This is a genomic window from Henriciella sp. AS95, assembly GCF_038900055.1.
In the GTDB taxonomy this organism is placed as follows: Bacteria; Pseudomonadota; Alphaproteobacteria; order Caulobacterales; family Hyphomonadaceae; genus Henriciella.
Map to the genome: position 1 here is coordinate 2,057,003 of NZ_JBBMQM010000001.1, position 24,114 is coordinate 2,081,116.

The window sequence follows — 24,114 nt, forward strand, 5'->3', positions numbered from 1 at the left end:
CGTCAGGTAGGCGCGCGGCGATGGCGTGTAAACCTGCCACCTTACATGTCGTCGGCCTTGGTCATGTGCAGGAAGAATTCTTCCTTGCTGTTGGTGCGGGGATAGTCGCCGTCCGGGACCGCGACGCCAAGGAAGTCGCACAGCGGCTGCCAGCCATCCTTTGCGCTATGAACCAGAAGACGATCGTCAGGGATCGCCGCCTTCACCTTGGCTTCATGAGCCTCGAATGCCCTGATCAGTGCGTCCTTGTCTCGCGCATCTCCAAAGCTGCGCTCAAGCACCTTGGTCACCATCTTGAACCACTCAACCGCCTGAGGCGGCCATGTGTCCGGTGCCCACACCGTGGCAAGAATCGTCTCGGAAATGCTGGCATACCAGCTCTCTGGTGAGCGCGTGGAGAGGATGATCTTCGCCTCCGGACAGGCATCAGCGGTCTCTTTCCAAAAAGCGGCAGTGGGCCAGTCCACGGCTGAAACGTAGCCTTGATAGATCGCGTCGAAATCCGGGGCACCGGCCAGCGCATCATTCCAGAGCTCAACTTGCGGATCGGGATTTTCGATCACTTCGATCATGTGATAGCACGGCCCGAATCCCAATTGCTCCAGCGCGAGCTTGAGCGACATGGTTCCCGTCCGGCCAAAACCGGCGCTTATGACTTTCAGTGACATTTCCCCTCCCGCTGCCGAATTAAAATTCCGGCATGTGCTGAAAGTAGCATGAGGGTCTCAATCCGGGAAGCAGGGCGCGAGCGCGTCGGCTTGCGACGACCGCCCCATGGATGTTCACGTAGAGTGTCCGTCACCGTTGCCGCCCCGCCAGCGCACATTTCGCGCATCTTCATGCTTCTTCATGCCGGTCTTCAGGTTTCTGCATTAGGCCGCAGCCGGCGCCTTTCGTAGTTTTCGGCAGGTGAGACGGATGCGCGTGGAGGATCGAACTCCAAAGTTTTGGCCGGTCAAACGACAGCGGCTATTGTCTGTCGCAACAGGCCAGCGATGCACACGGCTCATGGGCCGGGTATGCCTTCAAGGACGAATGCCGGTACATGTGGGAGTTCGAGTTCTGAGGGACTGTGTCCATTCGGCCCGCTGAACAGTTATTGGTCCTTCCTCACCGAACGCCGCATGATCGTGCCTGAAAAGTTCAGGCACGGCTTGCCGTCGCCCGTGATGAGCCCGCGTACGAAGATGATGGACCGGCCGGCGCGAAGCACTTCACCGCGCGCTTCTATATAAGCACCTTCAGCTGGCCCGGAGAGGAATTCGGAGTTGAAGGCGACGGTAAGCCCGTACTCGTCCTGGATCTGCTCATGCGCGATCGCGAACAGGGAGTAATCGGCGAATGCCATCAGGCAGCCACCATGGACCACGCCGCCCGCATTCATATGTTTGCGCTGGGCCCGGAAGGCCGCGACCGGCCCTTGCTCATCAATGCGAAAATAAAAGGGGCCAACCGTCTCATATTCAAAAGGTTCGGTCGGCCATGTCCTCCAACCGGTAAATTCGCCCGCCTTTACCTCGACAGTCTGCGTCACAGTTTTCTCCCCGATCTTCGATTCCGCACCAGCCTGCGACGATGATGCCTCAGCGTCCAGCCTTGCCCTTCGACTCAATAGCCATCAAAGCGTATGATGAAAGAAAATAGGTGTAGGAGACTATCATGGCATTCGATGCAGAAATCCGTCAGGCGCTGATCGAGCAGGTTCGCCGGTTCGTCACGGAGAAATGTATCCCGCTGGAAGGTCAGGTCGGCGATACGGACGAAGTTCCGCAGGACATTGTCGACGAGATGAAACAGCTCGGTCTCTTCGGACTTGCCGTTCCGGAAGATTTCGGTGGTCTCGGCCTCGATATGGAAACCGAATGCCTCGTCGCGCTTGAGCTCGGTCGCACCTCTCCTGCGTTCCGCTCTGTGGCGGGGACAAATATCGGCATCGGGTCGCAGGCGCTCGTCCTGTTCGGCACGCCTGAGCAGAAGGAAAAGTGGCTCCCGGGCATTGCCTCGGGTGATCTCATTTCGAGCTTTGCGCTCACCGAACCGGGTGCAGGGTCAGACGCCGGCAGCCTGACGACGAAGGCCATTCGCGACGGCGATCACTATGTGCTCAACGGCACCAAGCGCTACATCACCAACGCCAACAAGGCTGACCTCTTCACCGTCATGGCGCGCACCTCGCCGGATGTGAAAGGCCCCAAAGGCGTCTCTGCCTTTGTCGTTGAACGCGACACGCCGGGCGTCAGCGTCGGCCAGCCTGAAAAGAAAATGGGCCAGCAGGGCGCCCATGTCTGTGATGTGATCTTTGAAGATGCCCGTGTGCCGGTCGACAATCTCATCGGAAATGAAGGCGAAGGCTTCAAGGTCGCGATGAGCGTGCTCGACAAGGGGCGTCTCCACATTTCAGCAGTCGCGACCGGCATGTCCGAGCGGCTCATCAAGGAGATGGTCAACTATGCCAGCGAGCGTGTGCAGGGCGGCAAGCCGATCATCGACCACCAGCTGATCCAGGCGCTTCTCGCCGACAGCCAGGCCGAAACCTATGCAGCCAGATGCATGATCCTGGACGCAGCGAAAAAGCGCGATGCAGGCGAGAACGTCACAATGCTGGCCTCGTCGACAAAGCTCTTCGCGACGGAAGCAAACGGTCGCGTCGCAGACCGGGCCGTGCAGGTATTTGGCGGTGCCGGATACATCTCTGACTATGGCATCGAACGGTTCTATCGTGACGCCCGCATCTTCCGCCTGTACGAAGGGACAAGCCAGATTCAGCAGATCATCATTGCGCGTGAACTGAAAAAGGCTGCGGCGGCGGACCTGCTGTAATAACCGCAGCAGGCAGGGCAAAGGGAAAGAGGGGCTGATATGTCGATCCAGGATGAAATCGGGCCATCGGATGTTGGTCTCAATGAAGAGCGTCTGGACGCGATTCCGCATTTTTTCGCGAGCGCCTATCTCGACACGGGCAAGCTGCCCTGCGTCGCGACGATGGTCTCGCGCAATGGCCAGATCGTACACGAAGCCTATCGCGGTCGCACCCATATCGATGGCGGCGATCCGATCAATTCCGACACGATTTTCCGTATCTATTCGATGACGAAGCCGATCACGTCGGTCGCGGCGATGATGCTGTTTGAAGAGGGCAAGATTCGCCTCGACCATCCGGTCAGCAAATACATTCCTGAGTTTGCCGATACCGAAGTCTGGGTAAAAGGCACGCTCGACGACTATGAGACCCGCAAGCCGATGCGTCCCATGGAAGTCCGTGATCTTTTCACGCACACGTCTGGTCTCACCTATGGATTCCTCCTCCAGCACGAGGTCGATGCCCTGTACCGCCAGGAAAAAATTGCCCGGCCGGATGAGACGCTCGAAGAAATGTGCGCACGTCTCGCCAAACTGCCGCTGCTCTTCTCTCCCGGCACGCGCTGGAATTACGGTCACTCCACCGATGTCCTCGGTCGCGTGGTTGAAGTGGCTTCAGGTGAGGCGCTCGATACGTTTTTCCAGGAGCGCATATTCGACCCTCTCGGCATGGTCGATACCGGTTTTTACGTGCCTGAAGACAAGCTGAAGCGCCTGATGGCGTGCTACAACAAGCATCCTGAAACCGGCGCGATCAGCTTGAGTGATGGCGCTGGCGCGGAATCGAAGCTCTATCGCGCCAAGCCGCCACTGTTGAATGCTGGCGGCGGCCTGGTTTCCACCCTCCGTGATTACCACCGCTTCTGCCAGATGTTACTGCATGGCGGCACGTTGGAAGGCGCGCGCCTCCTCAGCCCAAAAACGGTTGAGTTCATGCGCATGAATCACCTGCCGGAAGGCAAGACGATCAAGCAGATGGGCGACAAGACGTTTTCCGAAGCCCGTATGGAAGGCAACGGATTCGGCCTCGGCGGCAGCACGATCGTCAATGTTGCTGAAACCATGCAGCCCGGCTCTCTCGGTACATTCAGCTGGGGCGGCCTCGCCAATACATTCTTCTGGATCGACTTCGAGGAAGAGCTGATTGCCCTTCAGGCGACCCAGATGATCCCCTCCGGCTGCTACCCGATCCGTCCGCAATTCCAGCAGCTCGTCTACGCTGCCATCGACTGGTGAGCGAGCCGGAGCGCAAGAAGAAGAAAGAGACGCTGGATGACATCATCCTGCGCCTCACCGCTGAACGCGGGCAAGGCAAGACGATCTGCCCGTCTGAAGCGGCGCGCACCTTCCGCGCGGAAAATTGGCAGCAGCTCATGGGTGAAGTTCGAGTACGCGCAATCAAGCTCGCTCATGCCGGCGAAATCACGATCTACCGAAAAGGAAAGCCGGCAGACCCCGATGACTTCAAGGGGATCTACCGGCTCGGGCTTCCGAAGGAAGGGTGAGCTTGATCAGCCCTTTCTGAAATCGGCAGGGCGCTTTTCGAGGAAGGCTTTGACCCCTTCGGCGAAGTCCGGCGAGCGACCAGCCGTGCGCTGGGCAAACCGTTCAGCCTGGAGCTGACTATCGAGGTCATTGTCCTCAGCTTGCCAGACAAGGTCGCGGATCATGGCGAGCGCCGTGGTCGGGCCATTCGCGAGCTGCAGCGCATAATTCTTGGCTTCATCCATCAGCTTGTCATCGGAAACGACGCGGTTCACCAGGCCCCATTCAAAGGCCTGTTTCGCCGGTATCTTTTCGCCAAACAGCGTCATTTCCATTGCGCGGGCACGGCCAATCGTGCGCGTCAGCAGATAGGTTGAGCCGCCATCTGGCACCAGGCCGATCCGGCGGAACGCCTGCAGGAAGTAGCTGCTCTCCGCAGCGACGATAAAGTCACCCATCAGCGCGATTGAACAGCCCACGCCAGCGGCTGCGCCGTTGACGGCCGTGATGATCGGGTGAGGGTGTGTGCGCATCGCCTTGATGAACGGGTTGTAGACCCGGTCGAGCTCCCGGCCCGTATCCGGCTTGCGTTTTGGCCCGGGTGCGCCGCCTGGATTGGCCGACAAATTAGCGCCAGAGCAGAAGCCTCGTCCATTGCCGGTAATGATCGTGCAGCGCGCTTCATCGCCCGCCATTTCAAGAGCATGGCTCATCTCTTCGACCGTATCGACGCCAGCTGCATTCATCGTCTTCGGGTCATTCATGGCGATGACGGCAATTTCGTCGTCAACGGAATAGGTGATCTTCTCGAAACTCATCGGCGCGTGTCCTCTCTTTGCTGGCCGCAATGTAAGGCATCCGGAGCGCCTGAAAACCGTGACGTGGCGGAAGACTTTTTCAAACGGCGCGGTCTTTTGTATGGTAGTATGCAGACAACAAACACCGGGAGAGAAACGATGGCACTTGAGGGCGGACCTGCAGGCGGAATGAGTTCAATTCTAACAGCTCAGAAGGCGGCGCACCTTCGAGATGGAATTCCTTCAGCCGAAAAGCGCATCGATTGGATCGACCGGTCGATTGACCTGCTCGTCACGCATGGCGAAGCCCTCGGCAAGGCCATGAGCGAAGATTTCGGCCACCGTTCGACCGACCAGTCGGACTTCACAGACATCGCCAGTTCGATCGGCGCGCTGAAATTTGCGAAGAAACACCTCAAGAGCTGGATGAAGCCGGAAAAGCGTTCTGTCGAATTCCCGCTGAATTTGCTCGGTGGCAAAGCGAGGCTGCATTTCCAGCCGAAAGGCACAATCGGGGTGATCAGCCCGTGGAACTTCCCGGTCAATCTTACCTTCACGCCGCTTGCTGGCATCTTCGCCGCCGGAAACCGGGCGATGATCAAGCCATCGGAATTTACCGAAACCACGTCAGAGCTGATGAAGAAGCTGCTTGGCGAATATTACTCGGAAGAAGAAGTAGCTGTCGTAACAGGCGGCCCCGATGTCGGCGCCGAGTTTTCATCCCTGCCATTCGATCACCTGGTGTTCACGGGGGCGACGTCCATCGCCCACCATGTGATGCGGGCGGCGGCGGACAATCTCGTCCCGCTCACGCTAGAGCTCGGCGGTAAATCGCCCGTGATTCTTGGCGAGTCCGCAGACCTCGACAAGGCCGCCAAGCGCATCATGGCGGGCAAGACGCTCAATGCCGGTCAGATCTGCCTGGCGCCTGACTATGCCTTTGTTCCGAAAGACAAGACACGTGACTTCATCTCTGCTGCGACAAGCGCTGTCGAGACGATGTTTCCGACGGGCCTGAAGGACAATGACGACTATACCTCCGTCGTCAATCAGCGCCATTTCGAGCGGCTGAATGGATATCTCGACGATGCCCGCGCCAAAGGGGCCGAAATCATCGAGCTCAATCCAAAAGACGAGAATTTCAGCCAGCAGCCGCATCACAAGATGGCGCCGCACATTATCGTCGACCCGACCGATGACATGAAAATCATGCAGGATGAAATTTTTGGACCGATCCTGCCGATCAAGTCATATGGCGAAACGAAAGACGCCGTGAACTATGTCAACGCGCACCCGCGCCCGCTCGGCCTTTACTATTTCGGTCAGGATTCCAGTGAGCGCGACTATGTCCTGAACAATACGACGTCAGGCGGTGTGACGGTAAACGACGTCATTTTCCACGTCGCCCAGGAAGATCTGCCATTCGGCGGCGTGGGACCATCCGGCATGGGTAGCTACCACGGAGTCGACGGCTTCCGCGAATTCAGCCACAGGAAGTCTGTATACACGCAAATTGGTTCGGACCTGCTCTCGGTTATTCGGCCACCTTACGGGGCCAAATATCGCAAGCAGGTAGAAAGTAGATTGAAGAGATAACGCGAATGAATAAAACACCCCCAGTCTGAATGCGGGACGCTGATTTCAGATCAGACTGCGGGGATCAAACGGGGCGGGCGGAATGTTAAGTTCGGTCGAAAAGTTCAAAGCCAGTGTGCTTGACCAACTGGGTGAGGGCGTCATCGTTGCTGATGATAAAGGAAGAATCATCACCGTTAATCGAGCGGCAGAGGAAATTCACGGCCGCGTGCGGCTCGACGTTCCGCCAGACGAATACAGCGAAACCTACAAATTGCTGACCATGGAGGATGAGCCATATCCCTCCCATGAACTGCCGCTCGCCAGGGCCGTGCTGAACGGAGAAACCGTTGTCGATTCGGCATGGAAGATAAAGAGACCGGACGGCAGCGTCGTCTTTGCGGTCGGCACGGCGCGTCCCGTCCTTGATGATGATGGTCGTCAGATCGGTTCGGTGCTTACCATGCGCGACGACACGCTGCGCCTGCAGGCCGAACAGCAATTGAGAGAAGCCCTGTACCTGAAGGAAATGCTGCTGTTCGAGGTCAATCACCGCGTGCGCAACAGCCTCCAGATTGTCTCGTCCATTGTGTCCCTGCCGCTGCAGCGCATCGAGGACAAGGAAGCGCGCGATGCCCTTCGCCAGACCCGCGACCGTGTTGATGTCGTTTCAGCGACGCATCGCAGCCTTTATGAGCTCGGTACGCATGACCGCGTCGATTGTGTGAAATTGCTGCCGGACATCTGCCAACAGATATTTGAAACCTACCAGCTTGATCGCGGGATCAAATTGATCCGCGACTCAAGAGGCGAGATCATTCTGCCTATCAGCAAGGCGGTGTCGCTTTGCCTCGCCGTTACGGAGCTTCTGACGAATGCTTGCAAATATGCATTCAAAGAGCGTGACGTGGGTCGGATAACGCTCCTCATCGATGGTGAAAGCGACGAGGTGATGGTGTCCGTCATGGATGACGGCGTGGGCATCAAGGACGGTGAGCGTGACCCAAACGGTACGGGCGTCGGCACGCTTCTGGTCGAAGCTCTGACCAGCGTTCTGGGCGCGAAAGTGGATCGCGAAACCGGCTCAAGCGGTACGCGTCACACGATCAGTTTCATGCGCGAAGAATTGGCCGGCAATCTGCGGAACGGGATGTTCGACCCCAACCGCAGCGCAAATCCGTAACCGGGCTTAGCGCTTCAGGAAGTCCGGAACATCGCCGCCGAAGCCGCGGACGCCATCATTTGCCGGTTCGAGATCTTTCTTCGAGCGACGATCAGATGATTTGCGCCCGCCGGAACGATCCTGCTTCGGCTTCGCTTCGGACTTGGGCTGATCAGTCTTCTCGGTCTTAGGCTTGGCCGGCTTTTTCTTTTCAGGCGGTTTGGACGGCTTTGCGTCGTTGTCGTTCGCTTCAGCTGCGTCCGGTGTCGAGCGTTCGCGATCGGCTGACCGGTTGCCGCGACTGCGGCTACGGCCACCGCCGCTGCGCTCATTCCGGCCACCACGGCTTCGACCGCGTCCCCGGCCACCGGTATCTTCAGGCAGGTTTTCAAGCTCTTCAGCCAGACCTTCCGGCATGTACTCTTCAACGTCCGTCTTGATCAGGCGCAGAACGCCTGCCCAGGACTTCTCATCTTCAGGGCTGACGATTGTGAAGCTCTCACCTTCGCGTCCAGCACGGCCGGTCCGACCGATCCGGTGAACATAATCTTCGTCTTTTGGTGGCGGCGCATAATTGAACACCTGGCTCACATCCGGAACGTCCAGACCGCGCGCAGCCACGTCGGATGCCACCAGCAGCTTCAGGTCGCCATCGCGAAAACGCTCCAGCGTCTGTGTGCGATAGGCTTGCGGCAGGTCGCCATGAATGGCGGCAGCGTCGAAACCGTGTTTGTTGAGTGACTTCACGACAACATCGACTTCACGCTTGCGATTACAGAACACGATGCCGTTTTTCACTTCGCGCGCTTCAATCACGCGGCGCAATGCGGTGCGTTTCGCCTTGTCGTCATTGCGAGAGATTTTCACCACATGCTGGGTGATCGTCGACGCCGTCATTTGCTGGTTGGCGACTTCGATCCGCTTGGGATGCTTCTGGAACGTCTTGGCGAGTTTCGCGATTTCCGGCGGCATCGTGGCCGAGAAGAGCAGCGTCTGGCGACGCGGGGGCAGCATGCCGAGAATCTTCTCGATGTCAGGGATGAAGCCCATGTCCATCATGCGGTCAGCTTCATCGATGACGAGAATCTCGACGCCGGTCAGCAGGATTTTGCCGCGTTCGAACTGGTCAATCAGACGGCCAGGCGTCGCGATCAGGACGTCGACGCCCCGCATCAGCTTCATTTCCTGTTCCTTGAAGGAAACGCCGCCAATCAGCAGCGCCATCTCCAGCTTCAGATGTTTGCCGTATTTTTCGAAATTCTCGGACACCTGCGCAGCCAGTTCGCGCGTCGGCGCGAGGATCAGCGTGCGCGGCATGCGGGCCCTGGCCCGACCCTGTTCCAGCCTGTGGATCATTGGCAGCACAAAGGCCGCCGTCTTGCCTGTGCCGGTCTGGGCAATACCCGTCACGTCACCGCCGAGCAGGACGTGTGGAATGGCCTGCGCCTGAATGGGTGTGGGGCTGTCATAGCCGGCTTCTTCGATGGCCTGAAGGATCTTCGGACCAAGGCCAAGAGCGGCAAAGGTGGTTTTCGGAGCTTCGGTTGTTTCTTCGGTCAAATGTGTGTCTTTCGGGATATAAAATGAAATGTCGCTCGGTGAGTCACCCCTATGGTGCTCGGCCCGGGCGATTCCATGCCCGGAAGTACATATTGGCGCCGCCATAGCCGAATTTTCGCAGTTGCGAAAGGATTATGGACAGACTGCAATGGTTTCAGCGAAACACAGTTGCAAAAAAGCCCGCCTCATTCTTGGAGGCGGGCTTTGCTGGATAGGCGAAAAATCGCTTAGCTTGCGTCAGCGAGGTTCTGGTTCGCGAAGTCCCAGTTCACCAGATTGTCGAGGAACGCCGTCATATAGTTCGGGCGTGAGTTCTGGTAATCGAGATAATAGGCGTGCTCCCAGACATCCATCGTCAGAAGCGGCGTCGCGCCATCATCGGTGACCGGGGTCTCGGCATTCGGGGTCTTGCGAATCTCGAGCTTGCCGCCTTTCAGGACGAGCCAGGCCCAGCCTGAACCGAACTGGCCGCCGCCGGCTGCTTTGAACTCTTCGGCGAATTTGTCGTACGAACCGAAATCTTCATCGATCTTGGACGCGATCGCCCCGGACGGCTTGCCGCCGCCGCCTGGCTTCATCGAGTGCCAGTAGAAGGTGTGGTTCCAGACCTGGGCTGCATTGTTGAACAGGCCAGCTTTGGAGGAATCGGACGCTGCCGCCTTGATGATCTCTTCAAGCGACTTGCTTTCCATGTCGGTGCCGTCAATCAACTTGTTGAGGTTGGTGACGTAGGCCTGATGGTGCTTTCCGTGGTGGAAATTCAGCGTCTCTTCTGAGATGTGTGGTGCCAGCGCATCGCGGGAATAGGGTAGGTCTGGAAGGTCAAAAGCCATTTGGTCGCTCCTTGCATTTGCGTATGTATAGTTTGTAGCGTGTTGCACTTCATATGGGTTCCATGCCAGCTTCTGCCACCCTGACAAGCCCTGAAATTTGGGCAAATATTGATGATCGGCTCCGAAAAGCCGATGAAGACCGCTGGATTTCGTCACGTTACGCGCCTGCCAGAGAGCGTCGCACCCTCATTGCCCTCTATGCATTCGCCCTCGAATTGGCCCGTGTCCGGCTTGTCGTGACGGAGCCAGGCCTGGGTGCCATCCGGTTTCAGTGGTGGCGTGATGCATTGGACGAAATCGAATCGGGCGCGACACCGCGCGCTCATGATGTCGTGGGGGCGCTGAGCGATCAGATCGCGGCAGATCAGCTGCGTATCGACACATTGAAACGACTGATTGACCAGTATGAAGATGCGTTTGAAGCCTCTGACCGTAGCCAGCAGCCGGAAACCTTGTTGACCGCGACCGCTGCCCGGGTGCTCGCTGATGCGCATGGCTGGGGTCAGCATATTCACATGCTCGCCCCGCATGTCGCAGCGTTGCGACGCGGCGAGAGCGTTGGATACGGGCCGGTGGTTCCGAAGGTGCCGAAGTCGATCAGGCCAGCGATCGCGCATTTCCGCCTGCGCCGGCTCTACGGAAAAACGACTGAACCCGGCCGTATCGCCAAGCGTCTGAGCATCCTGAGAGCCGTCATGTCGGGCCAGGTCTGAGCGCTTCGCGAGCAAATGCGCACCGTACTCGCCTCTGAGGTGACATCGAAAATCAATATGCTACAGATGTCGGTATCCGGCGCAGCGACGCGCCACGACCATAATCGACATTGGGGTATAGGTGATGAGACTGACGGCAGCGACCGCGCTTGGCGTAATCATGATTCTCGGCGGGTGCGCCGCCACGACGCAATCCAGTCCTGACGAGGGGGCTTCGCTAAAGCCCGCTGACATTGCCTCTGACCAGGCTCCTGAAGAAACCGCTGATTTTGACCTCGAATACGAGAAATTCACGCTGGAAAACGGTCTCGAAGTGATCCTCCATGTCGACCGATCGGACCCGATTGTCGCGTTTTCCACTGTCGTTCATGTCGGCTCGAACCGTGAGAAGGAAGGCCGCACGGGCTTTGCCCACTTCTTTGAACATATGGCCTTCAACGATTCCGAGAACGTCCCGCGCGGCTGGAACCGCAAGGCGATTCCGGACTGGGGCGGCCAGCGCAATGGCGGCACATGGTCAGACGGCACGATCTACTATGAAGTCGTCCCCAAAGACGCTTTCGACAAGATCCTCTGGATCGACTCCGACCGCCTCGGCTACATGCTGAACACGGTCACGCGGGCGGCGCTAGAACGCGAAAAGCAGGTCGTGAAGAATGAGAAGCGCCAGCGCGTCGACAATGCGCCCTATGGCTATACCCAGGAAGTGATCCGCGCCGCGCTTTACCCTGAAGATCATCCCTACAACTGGACGGTCATCGGCCAGCTGCCGGACCTTCAGGCCGCGACGCTCGATGACCTCAAGGAATTCTACAACCAGTATTACGGCGCTGGAAACGCCACCCTCTCCATTGTCGGTGACATCGACATCGCAGAGACAAAGGCAAAGGTCGAGCGCTGGTTTGGTGAAATCCGCAGAGGCCCGGATGTCGAACCGGCTGCGCCCCAGCCCGTGACGCTGGCTGAAACAAAATCCCTCTATTTCGAGGACAATTTCGCCAAGCTGCCAGAGTTGCGCCTGACCTTCCCGACCGTTGAATCCTACAATGAGGATGAGCAAGCTCTGAATGTGCTGGCCCGCATTATCGCCGGCACAAAGAACTCACCGCTCTACAAGGAAATCGTTGAAGAACAGCAGCTTGCGCCGGATGTCTCAGCTTACAATAACAGCATGGAATTGGCAGGCGAGTTTGTGTTCCGCGTCCGCGCCAAGGCCGGGACGGATCTGGATGCCGTCAAATCCGCGCTCGATGCGGCGCTGGCCGACTTCGAAGCCAATGGTGTTGATGAAACGGATTTGAAACGCATCAAGGCCGAGCAGGAAACCATCCTCTACAACAATCTCTCCACCGTGCTCGGCAAGGCAAATCAGATGTCGTCAGACAATGAATTCGCGGGCGATCCGGCCTATGCGATCAAGCAGGCCGAGCTACTACGCGCTGTCACGGCTGACGACGTGATGGCCGCCTACGAAACCTATATCAAAGGCAAGCCATCCGTGATCACCAGCTTTGTGCCACAGGGCGAAACCGCTCTCGCGCTGGAGGGCGCAGAGCTCGCCTCGGTCTGGATCGAGGAAGTGAAAGCCGATGTCGCCTCGGAAGAGGTCAGCCAGGGCGAAGAAGCCGAATACGAAAAGACGCCAAGCAAATATGATCGCTCAGAGCCGCCTTTTGGTGAGCTGCCGCTGATTGAGATGCCGGATGTCTGGACGGCGACCCTTCCAAACGGCGCCCGGGCCTTTGGCGTCGAGAATGATGAGCTGCCGCTTGTCTCTTTCGATATCACATTCGATGCCGGCTCAAGGCTCGACCCGGACGGCAAAGTCGGCGTTGCCAATCTTGTCGCCGAGATGCTGAATGAAGGCACGGCCACGAAAACAGCAGCGGAGCTGGAGCAGGCAATCGGTCTGCTCGGCTCCGGTATCAGCGTCAGCGCCAACACCGACAGCATCACGATCAACGCCACATCACTCGCCCGCAACTTCGAGGAAACGGTGGCGCTCATTGAGGAGATGCTCACCGAACCGCGCTGGGATCCGGAGTACTTTGAGCGAGAGAAGTCAGCCGCCCTCACAACCATCCGTGACCGCCAGGCCAATCCCCAATACATCGCGGCCGGTGCCTTTGCGAAACTGATCTACGGCGAGGACCATCCAAATGGCCGCTTCAGCATCGGCACCGAAGAAAGCGTCGAGACGATAACGCTGGACGATCTTAAATCATCGTTCGGCATGATGCTCGCCACGAATGTTCGGATGCATGTTGCCGGCGCCGTGTCCGAGGACCGGGCGGAAGCTGCCTTCAGCGACATTGCTTCCATTCTGCCAGCAGACAAGATTGCGTTCGAGGAGGCTCTGACGCCGGTGCAGGACAAGCAGGGCGAGGTCTTCTTCATCGATGTGCCGGGCTCGAAGCAGAGCGTGCTCTATATTGGCCAGCTCACCGTGGCCACGCCCAACCCTGACTTCCTCAAGATCGAATTTGCAAACGAGAAGCTCGGCGGCGGTATTTCGGGCGACCTCGCCCAGGTGCTTCGCATCGAGAAGGGCTACACCTACGGCGCCTATTCCTACCTCCAGAATGGACTGGTTCCTGAGCCGATCATCGTGTCCACGAGTGTGCGCGCAAACGCGACCCAGGCGTCGCTCGATGTCATTGAAGACATGCTGGAAGCCTACGGGCCGGAGTTTGACGACGCTGCCGTTGAGCTCACGCGCCAGAAGCTCGTCAAGCAGGACACGCTTGCCTATGAGAGCCTGAACGCAAAACGCGATATGCTTGGCGAAATCTCCAAGTACGGCAAGAGTCTGAGCTTCGTCGAAGACGAGCAGCAACAGCTCCTCTCCATGCCGCTCGAAGAGTATAAGCGGGTCATCGCCGAGTATCTCGAAGCGCCGGGGATGACCTGGGTCGTTGTCGGCGACGGGGAGACACAATTGCAGCCGGTCACCGACTTCGCCGAAGGCAACGTCACTGTTCTCGATATTCACGGCGATCCGGTCGACGGCGAAACGAAATAGGGCAGTCAGATACTTGCCAACCGGGCTGCGGCAGTCTCACGCATTGAGTTTGACGCGCCCGTGCGCCAGGTCTGGGGCTCGGCTGGAGGCCGCAATCATGGCCAACTCTAATGAGCAAACCAGCATCGCCACTGCGCTCGTGCGCGGGATCAGGAAGCGGTGTCCGCGCTGCGGCGAAGGCCAGCTCTTCTCCGGTTATCTCCGTCAGACGCCATCCTGTTCGAGTTGCGGCCTGAAGACTGGCGACATTCGCGCCGACGACGGACCGCCCTGGCTGACACTGCTCATCGTCGGCCATTTCCTCGCGCCGCTCATGGCGATCACCTTCATGACAGACGCGCTGCCATTATGGCTGAGCACCGCCGGTATGGTGATCTTTGCGATCGGGCTTTGCCTCACCGTGTTGCCAAGGGCCAAGGGCGCCTTCATCGCTGCGATCTGGAAGCTCGACGCGCAGAACTCCGTCGATATTACCGAAGAAGCCTAGTCCTCAAAGCCCAGGAATGTTGCCGCTTCGTCAACCGATTTGCGCGTCGAAACGACGGCATTCGCGGGGAAGCGATCATCCGGCCAGCCAATCGCGATACAGGTCTGGATGACCTGATCGTCCGGGATCTGCGCATGTTCGCGCACGACCGGGCTCTGCATGATGCCTTGCGAATTGATCACGCAGCCAAGCCCCTTCGACCAGGCCGTGTTCACAATGCAATTGACGACGCCGCCACAATCGAATGGCGGAATGTCGCCGCCCGCCAGCGCCTTGTCATAGGTGACGACGATACAGGCCGGCGCGTCGAACTGGCGGAAGCCGCGCAGCACCCAGTCCATCCGCTTTTCCTTGTCATGGCGCTCGATGCCCATCGCCTTGAAGAGTTGCACCGCAATGCCGACCTGACGTTCGCGATGAACCCCGTCATAGGCAGGCCCGGTGCGAAACTCGCGGCTGTCTGGGACGCCCGCAACATTGCGCTCGACATTGCCCTTGCGGATCTTGTCCAGCACCTCGCCAGTGCACACGAAGAAGTTCCAGGGCTGGGAATTGAGCGAGGTCGGCGCGCGCATCGCGATTTCCAGGATTTCGCGGATCAGCGCCTTCGGGACAGGCTTGTCGAGATAGCCCCGAATGCTCCGCCGCCCGCGTACGACCTCTTCATAGTCCATCCCGATTGTCTCCCGGTCATTTTTCTGTTTGGCGCAAGCTAGTGCGGTTCCGCAACGGTAGTCAAAGCTCTTGATGACATCATCCAAATCGGCTTCTAAACTGTTCTGGTCATTGCAGAATCCGGAAGGTGGGGCGGGGTATGAAGAAGCAGTTTGCAGCGGGTCTGGCCGTGTCTGGGATTCTGGGGATCGCCGCGCCGGCGACCGCGCAGCAGCAGGATCCAATCCTTACCATGTTCACCGTCAGCACGTACGGCCTCGCCGTCGATGAGCGGTGCCAGGTGTTCGACCATATCCAGTACGAAACAGCCAAGCACCTTCAACTCGTCATGAGAACGGCCCTGAAGGACCGGGCGGGTGAGGCTGCCGTCAGCGCTGAAGAAGAGCGGCTGTCTGAGCTCGCCGCCGAAAACTGGACAGGCTGCCTGGCGCGGGAGTCCAATGCGTCCGAATGGCAAAACATCGATTCCGCCCGCTTCTATGTTGACGCCTTGATCGCGGCCCCCGGCGCCATGGATGCGTCGGTTGAGTCTTGTGCGCTCACCCGCGATGGCAAACCAATCCAGCGTTCCACAATGAGTGAAGCCAAGGCGATCGCCGATGCGCGCTATGCCGGAAAGCCAACTGAGACCGACTATACCAACACTGTCACAGCCTTTGCGTCCCAGATGACAAAACAATGCATTGGCCAGGTGTTCTCCAGTGATCTCATCGGGCCGAAAACGCTGCAGGACCGCCAGGCCCTGAAGATGGAAGACGGCCCAAACAGCGTGCAGATCTACGGCGACTGGACGGCTTATAAATTCTTCAGCTTCGAGAGCCTTTCCGAGTTTGGGGTATCAGCCTATCGCACACCGGATCGGACCAGCGGACCACTCGTCGGCATCAGTCTCAAGGAGACCGGTTCCTACGATACTGTAGGCGTTCTGTATGTGATGGCTGATGGCTCGCTGGAGGCTGTTATGCAGCACGAGCCCACCGGTCTGCAAATTCGGGACGAGGCCGGGAATGGCTACACCCTGCAGCCGGTTGGGCAGGTGTCTGAAGGTCCTCATGCCGGCCGTTTCAAATTCGTGCTGGACGCTGCCACGGCTGAGATGTTGATGGCGAACGCGAACGAGACAACCATTTCAATTCACGCCACCACGCCAGACGGCGAACCGGCGCACCAGTACCCCAGCTACAATGGGTTTCCGGGTAAGCTTCCTCTCTCGCGGCTAAAAGATGCGATTGCATGGGCGAGTGTCCCCATCGCGCCGGATCTCTGATTTCCGACCTGTGCGCCTCTGTCTCACTTCCTTCGAGGACCAGTCATCCCGATGTTTCGGGCATGTACGAAGATCCGATAAAACGTGGACTGAAGGGGCGTTGCGCGCGCTGCGGCGAAGGCAAGCTGTTTCGGTCTTACCTGAAATTTCATGACGAGTGTCCCGCCTGTGAGCAGGACTTTGGCGTCGCCGACACGGCAGATGGCCCGGCCTTCTTTGTCGGCTTCCTGGTCCTGATCCTGTTCGCGCCGTTCTACTTCATTCTGCCGATCGTCGACGTGGGACTTGTGACCAAGGTCCTTCTCTGGATCGTGTTGCTATCGACGATGTTTGGACTGGTTCTGGCGCTGCTGCCGCTGTTCAAGGGTGTCCTGTTCAATCTTCAGCTGCGACACCGGGCTGAAGAAGCCAAATGGGAAAGCACCGGCCGCCACGGCACGCCCCCGAATAAACGGAAAAACTGAAGCTGCCCTGTCGGTCGCCTCGAATAGATTGGTTGGGATAGAGTAGGTCTATAGTCAAGCCAAGAGATTTCGATTGGTTCTATAGGTTTGCCTGGGTTATAAAAAGCCCAATACCCCATTCCCCCACGTCTATTTCACAGGAGAAATTATGGCTGACGACATGAAATGCCCGTTTTCAGGCGACACGGAGCGCCACTGGCTATTCCGCGGACCCCGCAACAAGGATTGGTGGCCAAAACTCCTTAACCTGGACATCCTGCACAAGAACCATCCGGCAGGTGACCCGATGGATGACGGGTTCGACTATGCCGAAGCCTTTTCCAAACTCGATCTTAAAGCCGTCAAAGCTGACATCGCCGAGGTCCTGAACACCTCTGTGGATTGGTGGCCGGCTGATTATGGCCACTACGGCCCATTCATGATCCGCATGGCATGGCACTCTGCTGGTACCTATCGCATCAGCGATGGCCGCGGCGGTGCAGGCTCCGGCCAGCAGCGTTTTGCGCCCCTCAATTCCTGGCCAGACAATGCCAACCTCGACAAGGCCCGCCGCCTCCTGTGGCCGGTCAAGCAGAAGTATGGCAACGCCCTGTCCTGGGCTGACCTGATCATCCTCGCCGGCAATGTCGCGCTTGAGGATATGGGCTTCAAGACCTTCGGTTTTGCAGGCGGCCGTCCGGACGTCTGGGAACCGGAAGAAGTCTACTGGGGCTCTGAAGCTGAATGGCTCGCCACCAGCGACAAGCCGAACAGCCGCTATTCCGAAGGCCGCGCCCTGGAGAACCCGCTGGCAGCTGTCCAGATGGGGCTCATCTATGTGAACCCGGAAGGCCCTGACGGTAATCCCGATCCGCTCGCCTCCGGCCAGGACATCCGTGAGACCTTTGCCCGCATGGCCATGAATGACGAAGAAACCGTCGCGCTCACCGCAGGCGGCCATACCTTCGGCAAGTGCCACGGCGCAGGCGATGCAAGCCTCGTCGGCGCAGATCCGGAAGGCTCCGACATCGCGGCGCAAGGCATCGGTTGGGCCAGCACGTTCAACTCTGGCATCGGTGATGACACGATCACCTCCGGTATCGAAGGCGCCTGGACGCCAACCCCGACCAAATGGGACATGAGCTACTTCGACATGCTGTTCGGCTATGACTATGAGCTCACAAAGAGCCCGGCCGGAGCCTTTCAGTGGCAGCCGAAGGACGTCAAGGAAGAGGACATGGCGCCGAAAGCCCATGATCCGTCCCAGAAGCAGATCACGATCATGACGACCGCGGACATGGCGATGCGCATGGATCCGGAATACGAGAAGATCTCCCGTGACTACCACGCCAATCCGGACAAGTTTGCCGACGCGTTTGCGCGCGCCTGGTTCAAACTTACGCACCGCGATATGGGGCCGAAATCCCGCTATGTTGGTCCGGAAGTCCCGCAAGAGGATTTGATCTGGCAGGATCCGGTGCCGGCAGTGGATCACCCACTGATCGGCGATGCTGAGATCAGGGAACTGAAAACCAAGGTCCTTGAGACCGGTCTTTCAGTGTCTGAACTCATCTCAACGGCTTGGGCATCTGCGGCGTCTTTCCGAGGCTCCGACAAGCGCGGCGGCGCGAATGGTGCCCGTATCCGCCTGGCGCCGATGAATGACTGGGAAGTCAACAACCCGGCTCAACTTCAGAAAGTGCTCGGCAAGCTGGAAGAGATCAAATCGTCTTACGGCAAGCCGGTTTCGATGGCTGACCTCATCGTCCTGGCCGGTTGTGCAGGCGTCGAAAAGGCCGCCAGGGATGCGGGTTATGACGTGACCGTTCCGTTCACGCCGGGCCGCACCGACGCGACCGCCGAGATGACGGATGTTGAGTCCTTCGAACCGCTGCGCCCCCGTGCTGAAGCCTTCCGCAACTATGTTGAAGGCTCACACGTCACCGCACCGACCGAAGAGATCATGATCGACCGGGCCAATCTGCTGAAGCTCTCAGCGCCGGAAATGACGGTCCTGATTGGCGGCCTTCGCGTTCTTGGCAACAATTACGCTGGCACCAGGCACGGCGTGTTCACCCAGCGTCCAGGCCAGCTGACGAATGACTTCTTCGTCAACCTGCTCGACATGAACACGGCCTGGCAGCCAACGGACGATAGCGGAATGCTGTTTGAAGGCCACGACCGCGCGTCGGGCGACCTGAAATGGACCGCCACCCGCGTTGACCTGGTCTTCGGCTCCAACTCGCAACTTCGTGCGATTTCGGAAGTCTATGCCCAGTCCGACAATGGCGAGAAGTTCGTGAAAGACTTCGTAAAAGCCTGGGACAAGGTCATGATGCTTGACCGCTACGACGTGAAATAGAGTCTAGCTGACCAGAAATGGTCTTCTTCGATGGCGGCGTTTCGGATGTCCGGGACGCCGTTTTCGCATCTTTAACGGCTGTCGTTCGCATTGACCTGAAATCGGCCTGTAATCGGCCCGGTATCGGCCTAAAATCGGCCTGCCGAAATTCGGGGAAATGAGCTCAGGCGACAGGCGGAAAAAATCGAAAACGTCGCTCATTTTCGAAGCGGCCGATCAGACGCTCTTCTCGCGCGCCAAGTCCGATATTGTGGATCACATAAGGCTCGCCCCAGCTCATCTTCCTGTCGGATATGATTGCGATATGAGGCAGGGATCGATCGACGCGGCAGGTCAGCAGGTCACCCGGCTGCCAGTCATCCGCCGGCAGCTCCACTGCGTTGCGAACAAGCCAGGTTTCAAGGTTTGGCACCCGCCGGTGATCGATGTTGCGGTCAGTGCGCGACAGGCCCCAGCTTGTTGGATATTTGTTGAAGTTGGCGCGCATGTCTTCATGGATGGATTTCTGAAAATCGTAACCGAACGCATCGCGATAAGCGCGAATTACGACATCAATGCACACGCCCGATTCGCGCGGAACATCCCCGCCGGGGTAGTCGAGCCGCACATAGGCCGGGTCATAATCGATCGTTACCCCAATCTGTCGCCGCGCCGCCGCAACCAGTTGAGTTGATTGAGGAAAAGCCCTCCAGCCGGTATTGTTGGCTGCCAATGGAAGCGCGCCCAGACTGGCCATAAATGCTCTCCTCGTCCTCATGGGAATCGAGATTGGCCAGAGGTTGCGGCGCGAATGCGGCGCAGATCGGGCTTTTTAAAACCCTTTCAGTTCTGCGACCTCCGATAACTCAGCGCGCTCAGCCCGAAGCGAGTTCACCGGATGGTCGGGATCGGGATAGCCAAGCGCCATGCCGCAATAGAGCATCTCGGTCTCGCCGAGGCTGAAATGCTGCTTCAGCGTCGGACGAAGCATGGCCCAGCATTCCTGGAAGCAGGTGCCCCAACCGCGCTCTTCGGCCAGCAGGGCGAGCGTCTGCATATACATGCCGGTATGGGCCCACTGACCGTGGCCCATCCGCTCGTCGATCACGAAGAACACCCCGACAGGGGCATCGAAGAAGCGGAAGTTGCGGGCGAACCATTGTCGGCGCGCTGGTTTGTCTTCGCGCGGAATGCCGAGCGTTTCGTACATCATCTCGCCAACCTTGCGGCGGCGTGCTTCGTGCGGCTCCCAAAGATCCTTCGGATAAATCAGCCGGTCCGTTGGTTCGCCGCGAGGATTGTCAGCCAGCGCTTTCTGACAGGTTTCGATCACATCCTGCATCGCGTCACCGGTCACCACGATGACCCGCCAGGGCTGTGTGTTGCCGCCCGATGGGGCACGCTGGGCTGCGGTCAGCCAGTCGCGAATGTCAGCTTCGGGAATCGGTTTGTCGAGAAAGGCGCGCGTCGAGATACGCTGATCAACAGCTTGCGATACATCCATCTGAAGTCTCCCCTGAATTCGCGACTCAAATAGGTGCGCGACGTTGGGGAAGGGAAGGGCGCGCAGCGGAAAATTCTGCGCAGGCAAGCCGCAGTGCCGAGACATCCAGGCCGTGCTAGTGAGCCATGTCCATGCGCAAGCCAAAAATCCTCACGACGATCAGGGAATATTCCTGGTCAATCTTTCTCGCCGACCTGATGGCCGGTCTGACGGTCGCCCTGGTAGCGCTGCCGCTCAGCCTGGCCATTGCCATTGCGTCTGGCGCTGACCCGGGCAAGGGGCTGGTCACCGCGATCGTCGCGGGCTTCTTCATTTCATTGCTTGGTGGATCCCGCGTCCAGATCGGCGGACCGACGGGCGCCTTCATTGTCGTCGTCTTCGGTGTGATTGCGGAGCACGGCTATGATGGCCTTGTCCTGGCGACCTTCATGGCGGGGCTGATCCTGCTGGTGGCCGGGTGGCTCAGGGCGGGGCGGCTTATCGCCTTCATCCCGGAAGCGGTCGTCAATGGCTTTACCATCGGTATCGCCATCATCATCGCGGCGAGCCAGATCAGCGACTTTTTTGGCCTCACCGTGTCCCATATGCCGGCGGACTTCCTTGAAAAACTTCCTGTCCTGTGGGACGCGCGTGAGACGATGAATCTCGCCGCGCTCGGTATCGCGCTGGTGACGCTTGTCCTGATCATCGGCCTGCGCAGGCTCGCGCCGAAATATCCCGGCCTTGTCGTTGCTGTTGGCGTCGGCTCGGCGGCTGTGGCGCTGATGAATCTTCCGGTCGATACGCTCTTCTCGCGGTTTGGCGCGCTGCCAAACCAATTGCCGATGCCGCAGCTGCCGGACATCAGCTGGGACCGGCTGGTGGAGCTTCTGCCATCAGCGATCATCATCGCATTCCTCGCCGGTGTGGAGTCGCTCCTCTCCGCCATGGTCGCTGACCGGATGATTGGCGGCCATCACCGCCCGAACGCCGAGCTGACCGCGCAGGGGGCCGCGAACATCGCCTCATCGCTCTTCGGCGGCCTTCCGGCCACAGGCGCAATCGCCCGCACCGCAACTAATGTGCGCGCTGGCGGGAAGACACCCGTCGCAGGGATCGTTCACGCGCTGGTGATCCTGCTCATCATGGTGGCGGCCGCGCCACTTGCCGGCTACCTCGCTTTGCCGGCGCTGGCAGCCCTGCTAGTGATGACGGCCTGGAATATGACTGAACCGCACAAATGGAATGAATACGCCAGGGCGCGAAAGAGCGATCTGGCGCTCCTACTCCTGACCATGGTGTTGACGGTTCTTGTCGACTTGACGGTTGCCATTGGTGTCGGCGTGGCCGTCGGACTCGCCCTGCGACTCAGCCGCCGTGACACGGATGAGAGCGATTGGAGGACGCCGGAACGCTAGAGCGAAGCCCTCATACACGAGCGGCAGCCAGTCATACTGGTCGGATTTTGATTGACCATGAGCTAACACATTAGTAGTAAGTGAGCGCTCACATTGAGGAAGGGCTATGACCCTGAAGACCAGGAAATCGGGTTTGTCTACAACAGGCATTCTCGCGACGTTTTTAGGACCGACCGTGTTGTTTGTAACAGGAGGCCTCATCGTTGTTCTGGGATGTTGTAACGGAGGTATGAGTTATGTGGCCGATCAGCTTGGCTATTTGCTCTGGCTGCCATTCTCACTCTTTTTTGGTGGTTGGATTATTGCGGCAGTAAGTTTGGCGTTCGTCAGCACATCAACAACCAGGCTCATTGGAACATGTACAAATTGCCTTACGATTGCCGCTCTGGCTGCGCTTGCGTACGTGCTATCGCAAACGTAACTTAGGCAAAATTGGCCTAGAGCGAAAAGCTCGTCCCGCAGCCGCACGCGGCCGTTGCATTCGGATTGTTGATCTTGAAGGCCGCGCCGATCAGCTCGGTCGAGAAGTCGATTTCCGAGCCGCGCATGAACTCCATGCTCATCTCGTCTATCAGCACCTGCGCGCCGTCACGTTCGACCACAATGTCGTCCTCATTGCGGGTATCCTCAAGATCGAACTTGTAGGAGAAGCCGGAGCAGCCGCCGCCTTCAACGGAGACGCGAAGGAAGTCTTTGTCAGACTGTTTCGCCAGAATCGTTTTAATGCGCTGGGCAGCTGAGGAAGAGAGAGTGACGTCGGTCATGTCGAACAAGATAGGAAAGCCTGCGCTCCCTGAAAAGAGAGCCGTGTTTGCGACGCTGTGGGAAAACTCTCGCGGCCGGTTCCATGATGAGGCGGAATCTGCAACGCGTACGCCGTTTCAGCGGGATCGCGACCGGATCATTCATTCCTCCGGATTTCGTCGTTTGAAGCAGAAAACGCAGGTTTTTGTGGCCCATGAGGGCGACCATTACCGCACGCGGCTCACCCATTCGCTGGAAGTGGCCCAGATCGCGCGGTCGGTCGCTCGTCGTCTCGGGGTGGACGAAGACCTCGCCGAAGCCATGGCGCTTGCGCATGATCTGGGGCATCCGCCCTTTGGTCATGCAGGCGAGGACCAGCTCGATGAGAGCATGCACGACTATGAAGGCTTTGATCACAATGCGCAGACGCTCCGCGTGGTGACCCGGCTTGAGCAAAGATATCCGACGTTTGATGGCCTGAACCTCACCTGGGAAATGCTGGAAGGACTGGTGAAGCATAACGGGCCGCTGGTGACGGCGGATAATCCGATTTCTTCCCTGCCAGCCGCCTTCAGGGACTTTCCGTATCTGGAAAAACTTGAGCTGGATCAATTCGCCGGTCCTGAGGCGCAAGTTGCTGCGCTGGCCGACGACATCGCCTATAACAATCATGATATCGACGATGGCATCGCCGCGGGTCTTTTCACCATTGATGACATGCTGGGCATACCGCTCGTCGGCGATGTCTTTCGCGGCGTGCGCTTGGAACACCCGGTGCTCGATACGCAGCGCACGGTCTATGAAGCCGTTCGTCAGCTGATCGGCCTGTGGATTGATGATCTCATCACCGAAACCCAGCGCCGGGTCGAGAAATATCAGCCAGACTCGGCTGCCGCCGTTCGCGCGCTTCCAGAACCGCTGGTTGCCTTTTCCGAAGAATTCGACGCCCAGCAGCGCGCGCTACGCGCTTTCCTCTATGAGCGCATGTACAAGCACTACAAGGTCAACCGGATGCGTAGCCAGGCAAAGCGGGTCCTGAAGGAGCTGTTCGACCTCTTCTTGCAGGAACCAGACATCCTACCGCCGCCGCTGCGACAGGATGCCGAGCAGGCGCCCAAAGAGCGCCGTGCCCGTCTTGTCTGCGACTACATCGCTGGAATGACTGACAATTATGCGATCGACCTGCATCGCAAGGTCTTCAACCTGGAAAGCATGATCTGAGGGGTAGGCGCCTGTCTTCGGTCCGATTC

The 24,114-nt window shown here is 58.5% G+C and carries 23 protein-coding genes; 14 read left to right on the forward strand and 9 right to left on the reverse strand.

What is annotated here, in order from left to right; all coding sequences use genetic code 11:
* Positions 1-41 precede the first annotated feature (41 nt).
* Positions 42-668 (reverse strand): sulfotransferase family protein, encoded by a 627-nt coding sequence (locus WNY37_RS10220; protein WP_342973291.1) that lies wholly within the window; start codon positions 666-668, stop codon positions 42-44.
* A gap of 428 nt (positions 669-1,096) precedes the next feature.
* Positions 1,097-1,534 carry a PaaI family thioesterase gene (locus tag WNY37_RS10225; RefSeq protein ID WP_342973292.1) on the reverse strand — a complete coding sequence of 146 codons (438 nt, stop codon included), beginning with the start codon at positions 1,532-1,534 and terminating at the stop codon, positions 1,097-1,099.
* A 125-nt stretch (positions 1,535-1,659) separates the two neighbouring features.
* Here WNY37_RS10225 and WNY37_RS10230 point away from each other — a divergent pair, with 125 nt between their 5' ends.
* The 3 genes from WNY37_RS10230 to WNY37_RS10240 are packed head-to-tail and all read left to right on the forward strand — an operon-like array spanning position 1,660 to position 4,364.
* Complete coding sequence (locus WNY37_RS10230; RefSeq protein ID WP_342973293.1) at positions 1,660-2,820, forward strand: acyl-CoA dehydrogenase family protein; 1,161 nt, start codon at positions 1,660-1,662, stop codon at positions 2,818-2,820.
* Between the two features lie 39 nt (positions 2,821-2,859).
* Positions 2,860-4,095 carry a serine hydrolase domain-containing protein gene (locus WNY37_RS10235; protein ID WP_342973294.1) on the forward strand — a complete coding sequence of 412 codons (1,236 nt, stop codon included), beginning with the start codon at positions 2,860-2,862 and terminating at the stop codon, positions 4,093-4,095.
* Entirely contained in the window at positions 4,092-4,364 is a 273-nt protein-coding gene (locus tag WNY37_RS10240) for a DUF3253 domain-containing protein (protein WP_342973295.1), read from the forward strand. The genes WNY37_RS10235 and WNY37_RS10240 overlap by 4 nt, the downstream gene beginning before the upstream one ends.
* 6 nt (positions 4,365-4,370) lie before the next feature.
* Here the strand turns inward: WNY37_RS10240 and WNY37_RS10245 are convergent, their stop codons facing one another.
* Positions 4,371-5,162, reverse strand: coding sequence for an enoyl-CoA hydratase/isomerase (locus WNY37_RS10245; RefSeq protein WP_342973296.1), 792 nt, complete (start codon positions 5,160-5,162; stop codon positions 4,371-4,373).
* 138 nt (positions 5,163-5,300) lie between these two features.
* Between WNY37_RS10245 and WNY37_RS10250 the strand changes: the two genes are divergently transcribed.
* Complete coding sequence (locus WNY37_RS10250) at positions 5,301-6,737, forward strand: coniferyl aldehyde dehydrogenase (protein ID WP_342973297.1); 1,437 nt, start codon at positions 5,301-5,303, stop codon at positions 6,735-6,737.
* Between the two features lie 82 nt (positions 6,738-6,819).
* Positions 6,820-7,899, forward strand: coding sequence for a histidine kinase dimerization/phosphoacceptor domain -containing protein (locus tag WNY37_RS10255; RefSeq protein WP_342973298.1), 1,080 nt, complete (start codon positions 6,820-6,822; stop codon positions 7,897-7,899).
* 6 nt (positions 7,900-7,905) lie between these two features.
* Here WNY37_RS10255 and WNY37_RS10260 read toward each other — a convergent pair whose 3' ends face one another.
* Both WNY37_RS10260 and WNY37_RS10265 read right to left on the reverse strand, forming a co-directional pair.
* Positions 7,906-9,438, reverse strand: coding sequence for a DEAD/DEAH box helicase (locus WNY37_RS10260; protein ID WP_342973299.1), 1,533 nt, complete (start codon positions 9,436-9,438; stop codon positions 7,906-7,908).
* Between the two features lie 227 nt (positions 9,439-9,665).
* A complete protein-coding gene (locus WNY37_RS10265; RefSeq protein ID WP_342973300.1) occupies positions 9,666-10,271 on the reverse strand; it encodes a superoxide dismutase in 606 nt (201 codons plus the stop codon).
* Between the two features lie 62 nt (positions 10,272-10,333).
* On the opposite strand from WNY37_RS10265, the gene WNY37_RS10270 reads away from it, so the two are divergent.
* The 3 genes from WNY37_RS10270 (at position 10,334) to WNY37_RS10280 (ending at position 14,493) form a co-directional block, all read left to right on the forward strand.
* A complete protein-coding gene (locus tag WNY37_RS10270; protein WP_342973301.1) occupies positions 10,334-10,984 on the forward strand; it encodes a squalene/phytoene synthase family protein in 651 nt (216 codons plus the stop codon).
* Positions 10,985-11,108: 124 nt separating this feature from the next.
* The gene (locus WNY37_RS10275; RefSeq protein WP_342973302.1) at positions 11,109-14,006 is read left to right on the forward strand and encodes a pitrilysin family protein; all 2,898 of its coding nucleotides are present in this window, start codon (positions 11,109-11,111) and stop codon (positions 14,004-14,006) included.
* A gap of 97 nt (positions 14,007-14,103) precedes the next feature.
* On the forward strand, positions 14,104-14,493 hold the full coding sequence (locus WNY37_RS10280; RefSeq protein ID WP_342973303.1) for a DUF983 domain-containing protein: 390 nt from the start codon (positions 14,104-14,106) through the stop codon (positions 14,491-14,493).
* Here WNY37_RS10280 and WNY37_RS10285 read toward each other — a convergent pair.
* Positions 14,490-15,167: a nitroreductase gene (locus WNY37_RS10285; protein WP_342973304.1), complete on the reverse strand. Its 678-nt coding sequence runs from the start codon at positions 15,165-15,167 to the stop codon at positions 14,490-14,492. The genes WNY37_RS10280 and WNY37_RS10285 overlap by 4 nt on opposite strands.
* Before the next feature lie 140 nt (positions 15,168-15,307).
* On the opposite strand from WNY37_RS10285, the gene WNY37_RS10290 reads away from it, so the two are divergent.
* The 3 genes from WNY37_RS10290 (at position 15,308) to katG (ending at position 19,240) form a co-directional block, all read left to right on the forward strand.
* On the forward strand, positions 15,308-16,435 hold the full coding sequence (locus WNY37_RS10290; RefSeq protein ID WP_342973305.1) for a hypothetical protein: 1,128 nt from the start codon (positions 15,308-15,310) through the stop codon (positions 16,433-16,435).
* A gap of 62 nt (positions 16,436-16,497) precedes the next feature.
* Positions 16,498-16,899 (forward strand): DUF983 domain-containing protein, encoded by a 402-nt coding sequence (locus WNY37_RS10295; RefSeq protein ID WP_342973306.1) that lies wholly within the window; start codon positions 16,498-16,500, stop codon positions 16,897-16,899.
* Positions 16,900-17,047: 148 nt separating this feature from the next.
* Positions 17,048-19,240 (forward strand): catalase/peroxidase HPI, encoded by a 2,193-nt coding sequence (katG, locus tag WNY37_RS10300; protein WP_342973307.1) that lies wholly within the window; start codon positions 17,048-17,050, stop codon positions 19,238-19,240.
* Positions 19,241-19,403: 163 nt separating this feature from the next.
* Here the strand turns inward: katG and WNY37_RS10305 are convergent, their stop codons facing one another.
* The gene (locus WNY37_RS10305) at positions 19,404-19,976 is read right to left on the reverse strand and encodes a DUF1287 domain-containing protein (RefSeq protein ID WP_342973308.1); all 573 of its coding nucleotides are present in this window, start codon (positions 19,974-19,976) and stop codon (positions 19,404-19,406) included.
* Positions 19,977-20,051: 75 nt separating this feature from the next.
* Positions 20,052-20,723 (reverse strand): nitroreductase, encoded by a 672-nt coding sequence (locus WNY37_RS10310; protein WP_342973309.1) that lies wholly within the window; start codon positions 20,721-20,723, stop codon positions 20,052-20,054.
* 131 nt (positions 20,724-20,854) lie between these two features.
* Between WNY37_RS10310 and WNY37_RS10315 the strand changes: the two genes are divergently transcribed.
* Together WNY37_RS10315 and WNY37_RS10320 are read left to right on the forward strand one after the other, a co-directional pair.
* A complete protein-coding gene (locus WNY37_RS10315; RefSeq protein ID WP_342973310.1) occupies positions 20,855-22,120 on the forward strand; it encodes a SulP family inorganic anion transporter in 1,266 nt (421 codons plus the stop codon).
* A 106-nt stretch (positions 22,121-22,226) separates the two neighbouring features.
* On the forward strand, positions 22,227-22,541 hold the full coding sequence (locus WNY37_RS10320; RefSeq protein ID WP_342973311.1) for a hypothetical protein: 315 nt from the start codon (positions 22,227-22,229) through the stop codon (positions 22,539-22,541).
* 16 nt (positions 22,542-22,557) lie between these two features.
* Here the strand turns inward: WNY37_RS10320 and erpA are convergent, their stop codons facing one another.
* Positions 22,558-22,884, reverse strand: a complete 327-nt coding sequence (erpA, locus tag WNY37_RS10325; protein ID WP_342974892.1) for an iron-sulfur cluster insertion protein ErpA — start codon at positions 22,882-22,884, stop codon at positions 22,558-22,560.
* Between erpA and WNY37_RS10330 the strand changes: the two genes are divergently transcribed.
* The gene (locus tag WNY37_RS10330; RefSeq protein ID WP_342973312.1) at positions 22,883-24,085 is read left to right on the forward strand and encodes a deoxyguanosinetriphosphate triphosphohydrolase; all 1,203 of its coding nucleotides are present in this window, start codon (positions 22,883-22,885) and stop codon (positions 24,083-24,085) included. The genes erpA and WNY37_RS10330 overlap by 2 nt on opposite strands.
* Positions 24,086-24,114 lie beyond the last annotated feature (29 nt).

Excerpts from the sequence above, each read along its gene's own strand:
- WNY37_RS10315 (WP_342973310.1), top strand. The coding sequence starts at position 20,855 with ATGCGCAAGCCAAAAATCCTCACGACGATCAGGGAATATTCCTGGTCA.
- WNY37_RS10320 (WP_342973311.1), top strand. The coding sequence starts at position 22,227 with ATGACCCTGAAGACCAGGAAATCGGGTTTGTCTACAACAGGCATTCTC.
- WNY37_RS10255 (WP_342973298.1), top strand. The coding sequence starts at position 6,820 with ATGTTAAGTTCGGTCGAAAAGTTCAAAGCCAGTGTGCTTGACCAACTG.
- WNY37_RS10310 (WP_342973309.1), bottom strand. The coding sequence starts at position 20,723 with ATGGATGTATCGCAAGCTGTTGATCAGCGTATCTCGACGCGCGCCTTT.
- WNY37_RS10245 (WP_342973296.1), bottom strand. The coding sequence starts at position 5,162 with ATGAGTTTCGAGAAGATCACCTATTCCGTTGACGACGAAATTGCCGTC.
- WNY37_RS10270 (WP_342973301.1), top strand. The coding sequence starts at position 10,334 with ATGCCAGCTTCTGCCACCCTGACAAGCCCTGAAATTTGGGCAAATATT.
- WNY37_RS10285 (WP_342973304.1), bottom strand. The coding sequence starts at position 15,167 with ATGGACTATGAAGAGGTCGTACGCGGGCGGCGGAGCATTCGGGGCTAT.
- katG (WP_342973307.1), top strand. The coding sequence starts at position 17,048 with ATGGCTGACGACATGAAATGCCCGTTTTCAGGCGACACGGAGCGCCAC.
- WNY37_RS10280 (WP_342973303.1), top strand. The coding sequence starts at position 14,104 with ATGGCCAACTCTAATGAGCAAACCAGCATCGCCACTGCGCTCGTGCGC.
- WNY37_RS10235 (WP_342973294.1), top strand. The coding sequence starts at position 2,860 with ATGTCGATCCAGGATGAAATCGGGCCATCGGATGTTGGTCTCAATGAA.
- WNY37_RS10230 (WP_342973293.1), top strand. The coding sequence starts at position 1,660 with ATGGCATTCGATGCAGAAATCCGTCAGGCGCTGATCGAGCAGGTTCGC.
- WNY37_RS10330 (WP_342973312.1), top strand. The coding sequence starts at position 22,883 with ATGTCGAACAAGATAGGAAAGCCTGCGCTCCCTGAAAAGAGAGCCGTG.
- WNY37_RS10250 (WP_342973297.1), top strand. The coding sequence starts at position 5,301 with ATGGCACTTGAGGGCGGACCTGCAGGCGGAATGAGTTCAATTCTAACA.
- WNY37_RS10295 (WP_342973306.1), top strand. The coding sequence starts at position 16,498 with ATGTACGAAGATCCGATAAAACGTGGACTGAAGGGGCGTTGCGCGCGC.
- WNY37_RS10290 (WP_342973305.1), top strand. The coding sequence starts at position 15,308 with ATGAAGAAGCAGTTTGCAGCGGGTCTGGCCGTGTCTGGGATTCTGGGG.
- WNY37_RS10275 (WP_342973302.1), top strand. The coding sequence starts at position 11,109 with ATGAGACTGACGGCAGCGACCGCGCTTGGCGTAATCATGATTCTCGGC.
- erpA (WP_342974892.1), bottom strand. The coding sequence starts at position 22,884 with ATGACCGACGTCACTCTCTCTTCCTCAGCTGCCCAGCGCATTAAAACG.
- WNY37_RS10305 (WP_342973308.1), bottom strand. The coding sequence starts at position 19,976 with ATGGCCAGTCTGGGCGCGCTTCCATTGGCAGCCAACAATACCGGCTGG.
- WNY37_RS10265 (WP_342973300.1), bottom strand. The coding sequence starts at position 10,271 with ATGGCTTTTGACCTTCCAGACCTACCCTATTCCCGCGATGCGCTGGCA.
- WNY37_RS10220 (WP_342973291.1), bottom strand. The coding sequence starts at position 668 with ATGTCACTGAAAGTCATAAGCGCCGGTTTTGGCCGGACGGGAACCATG.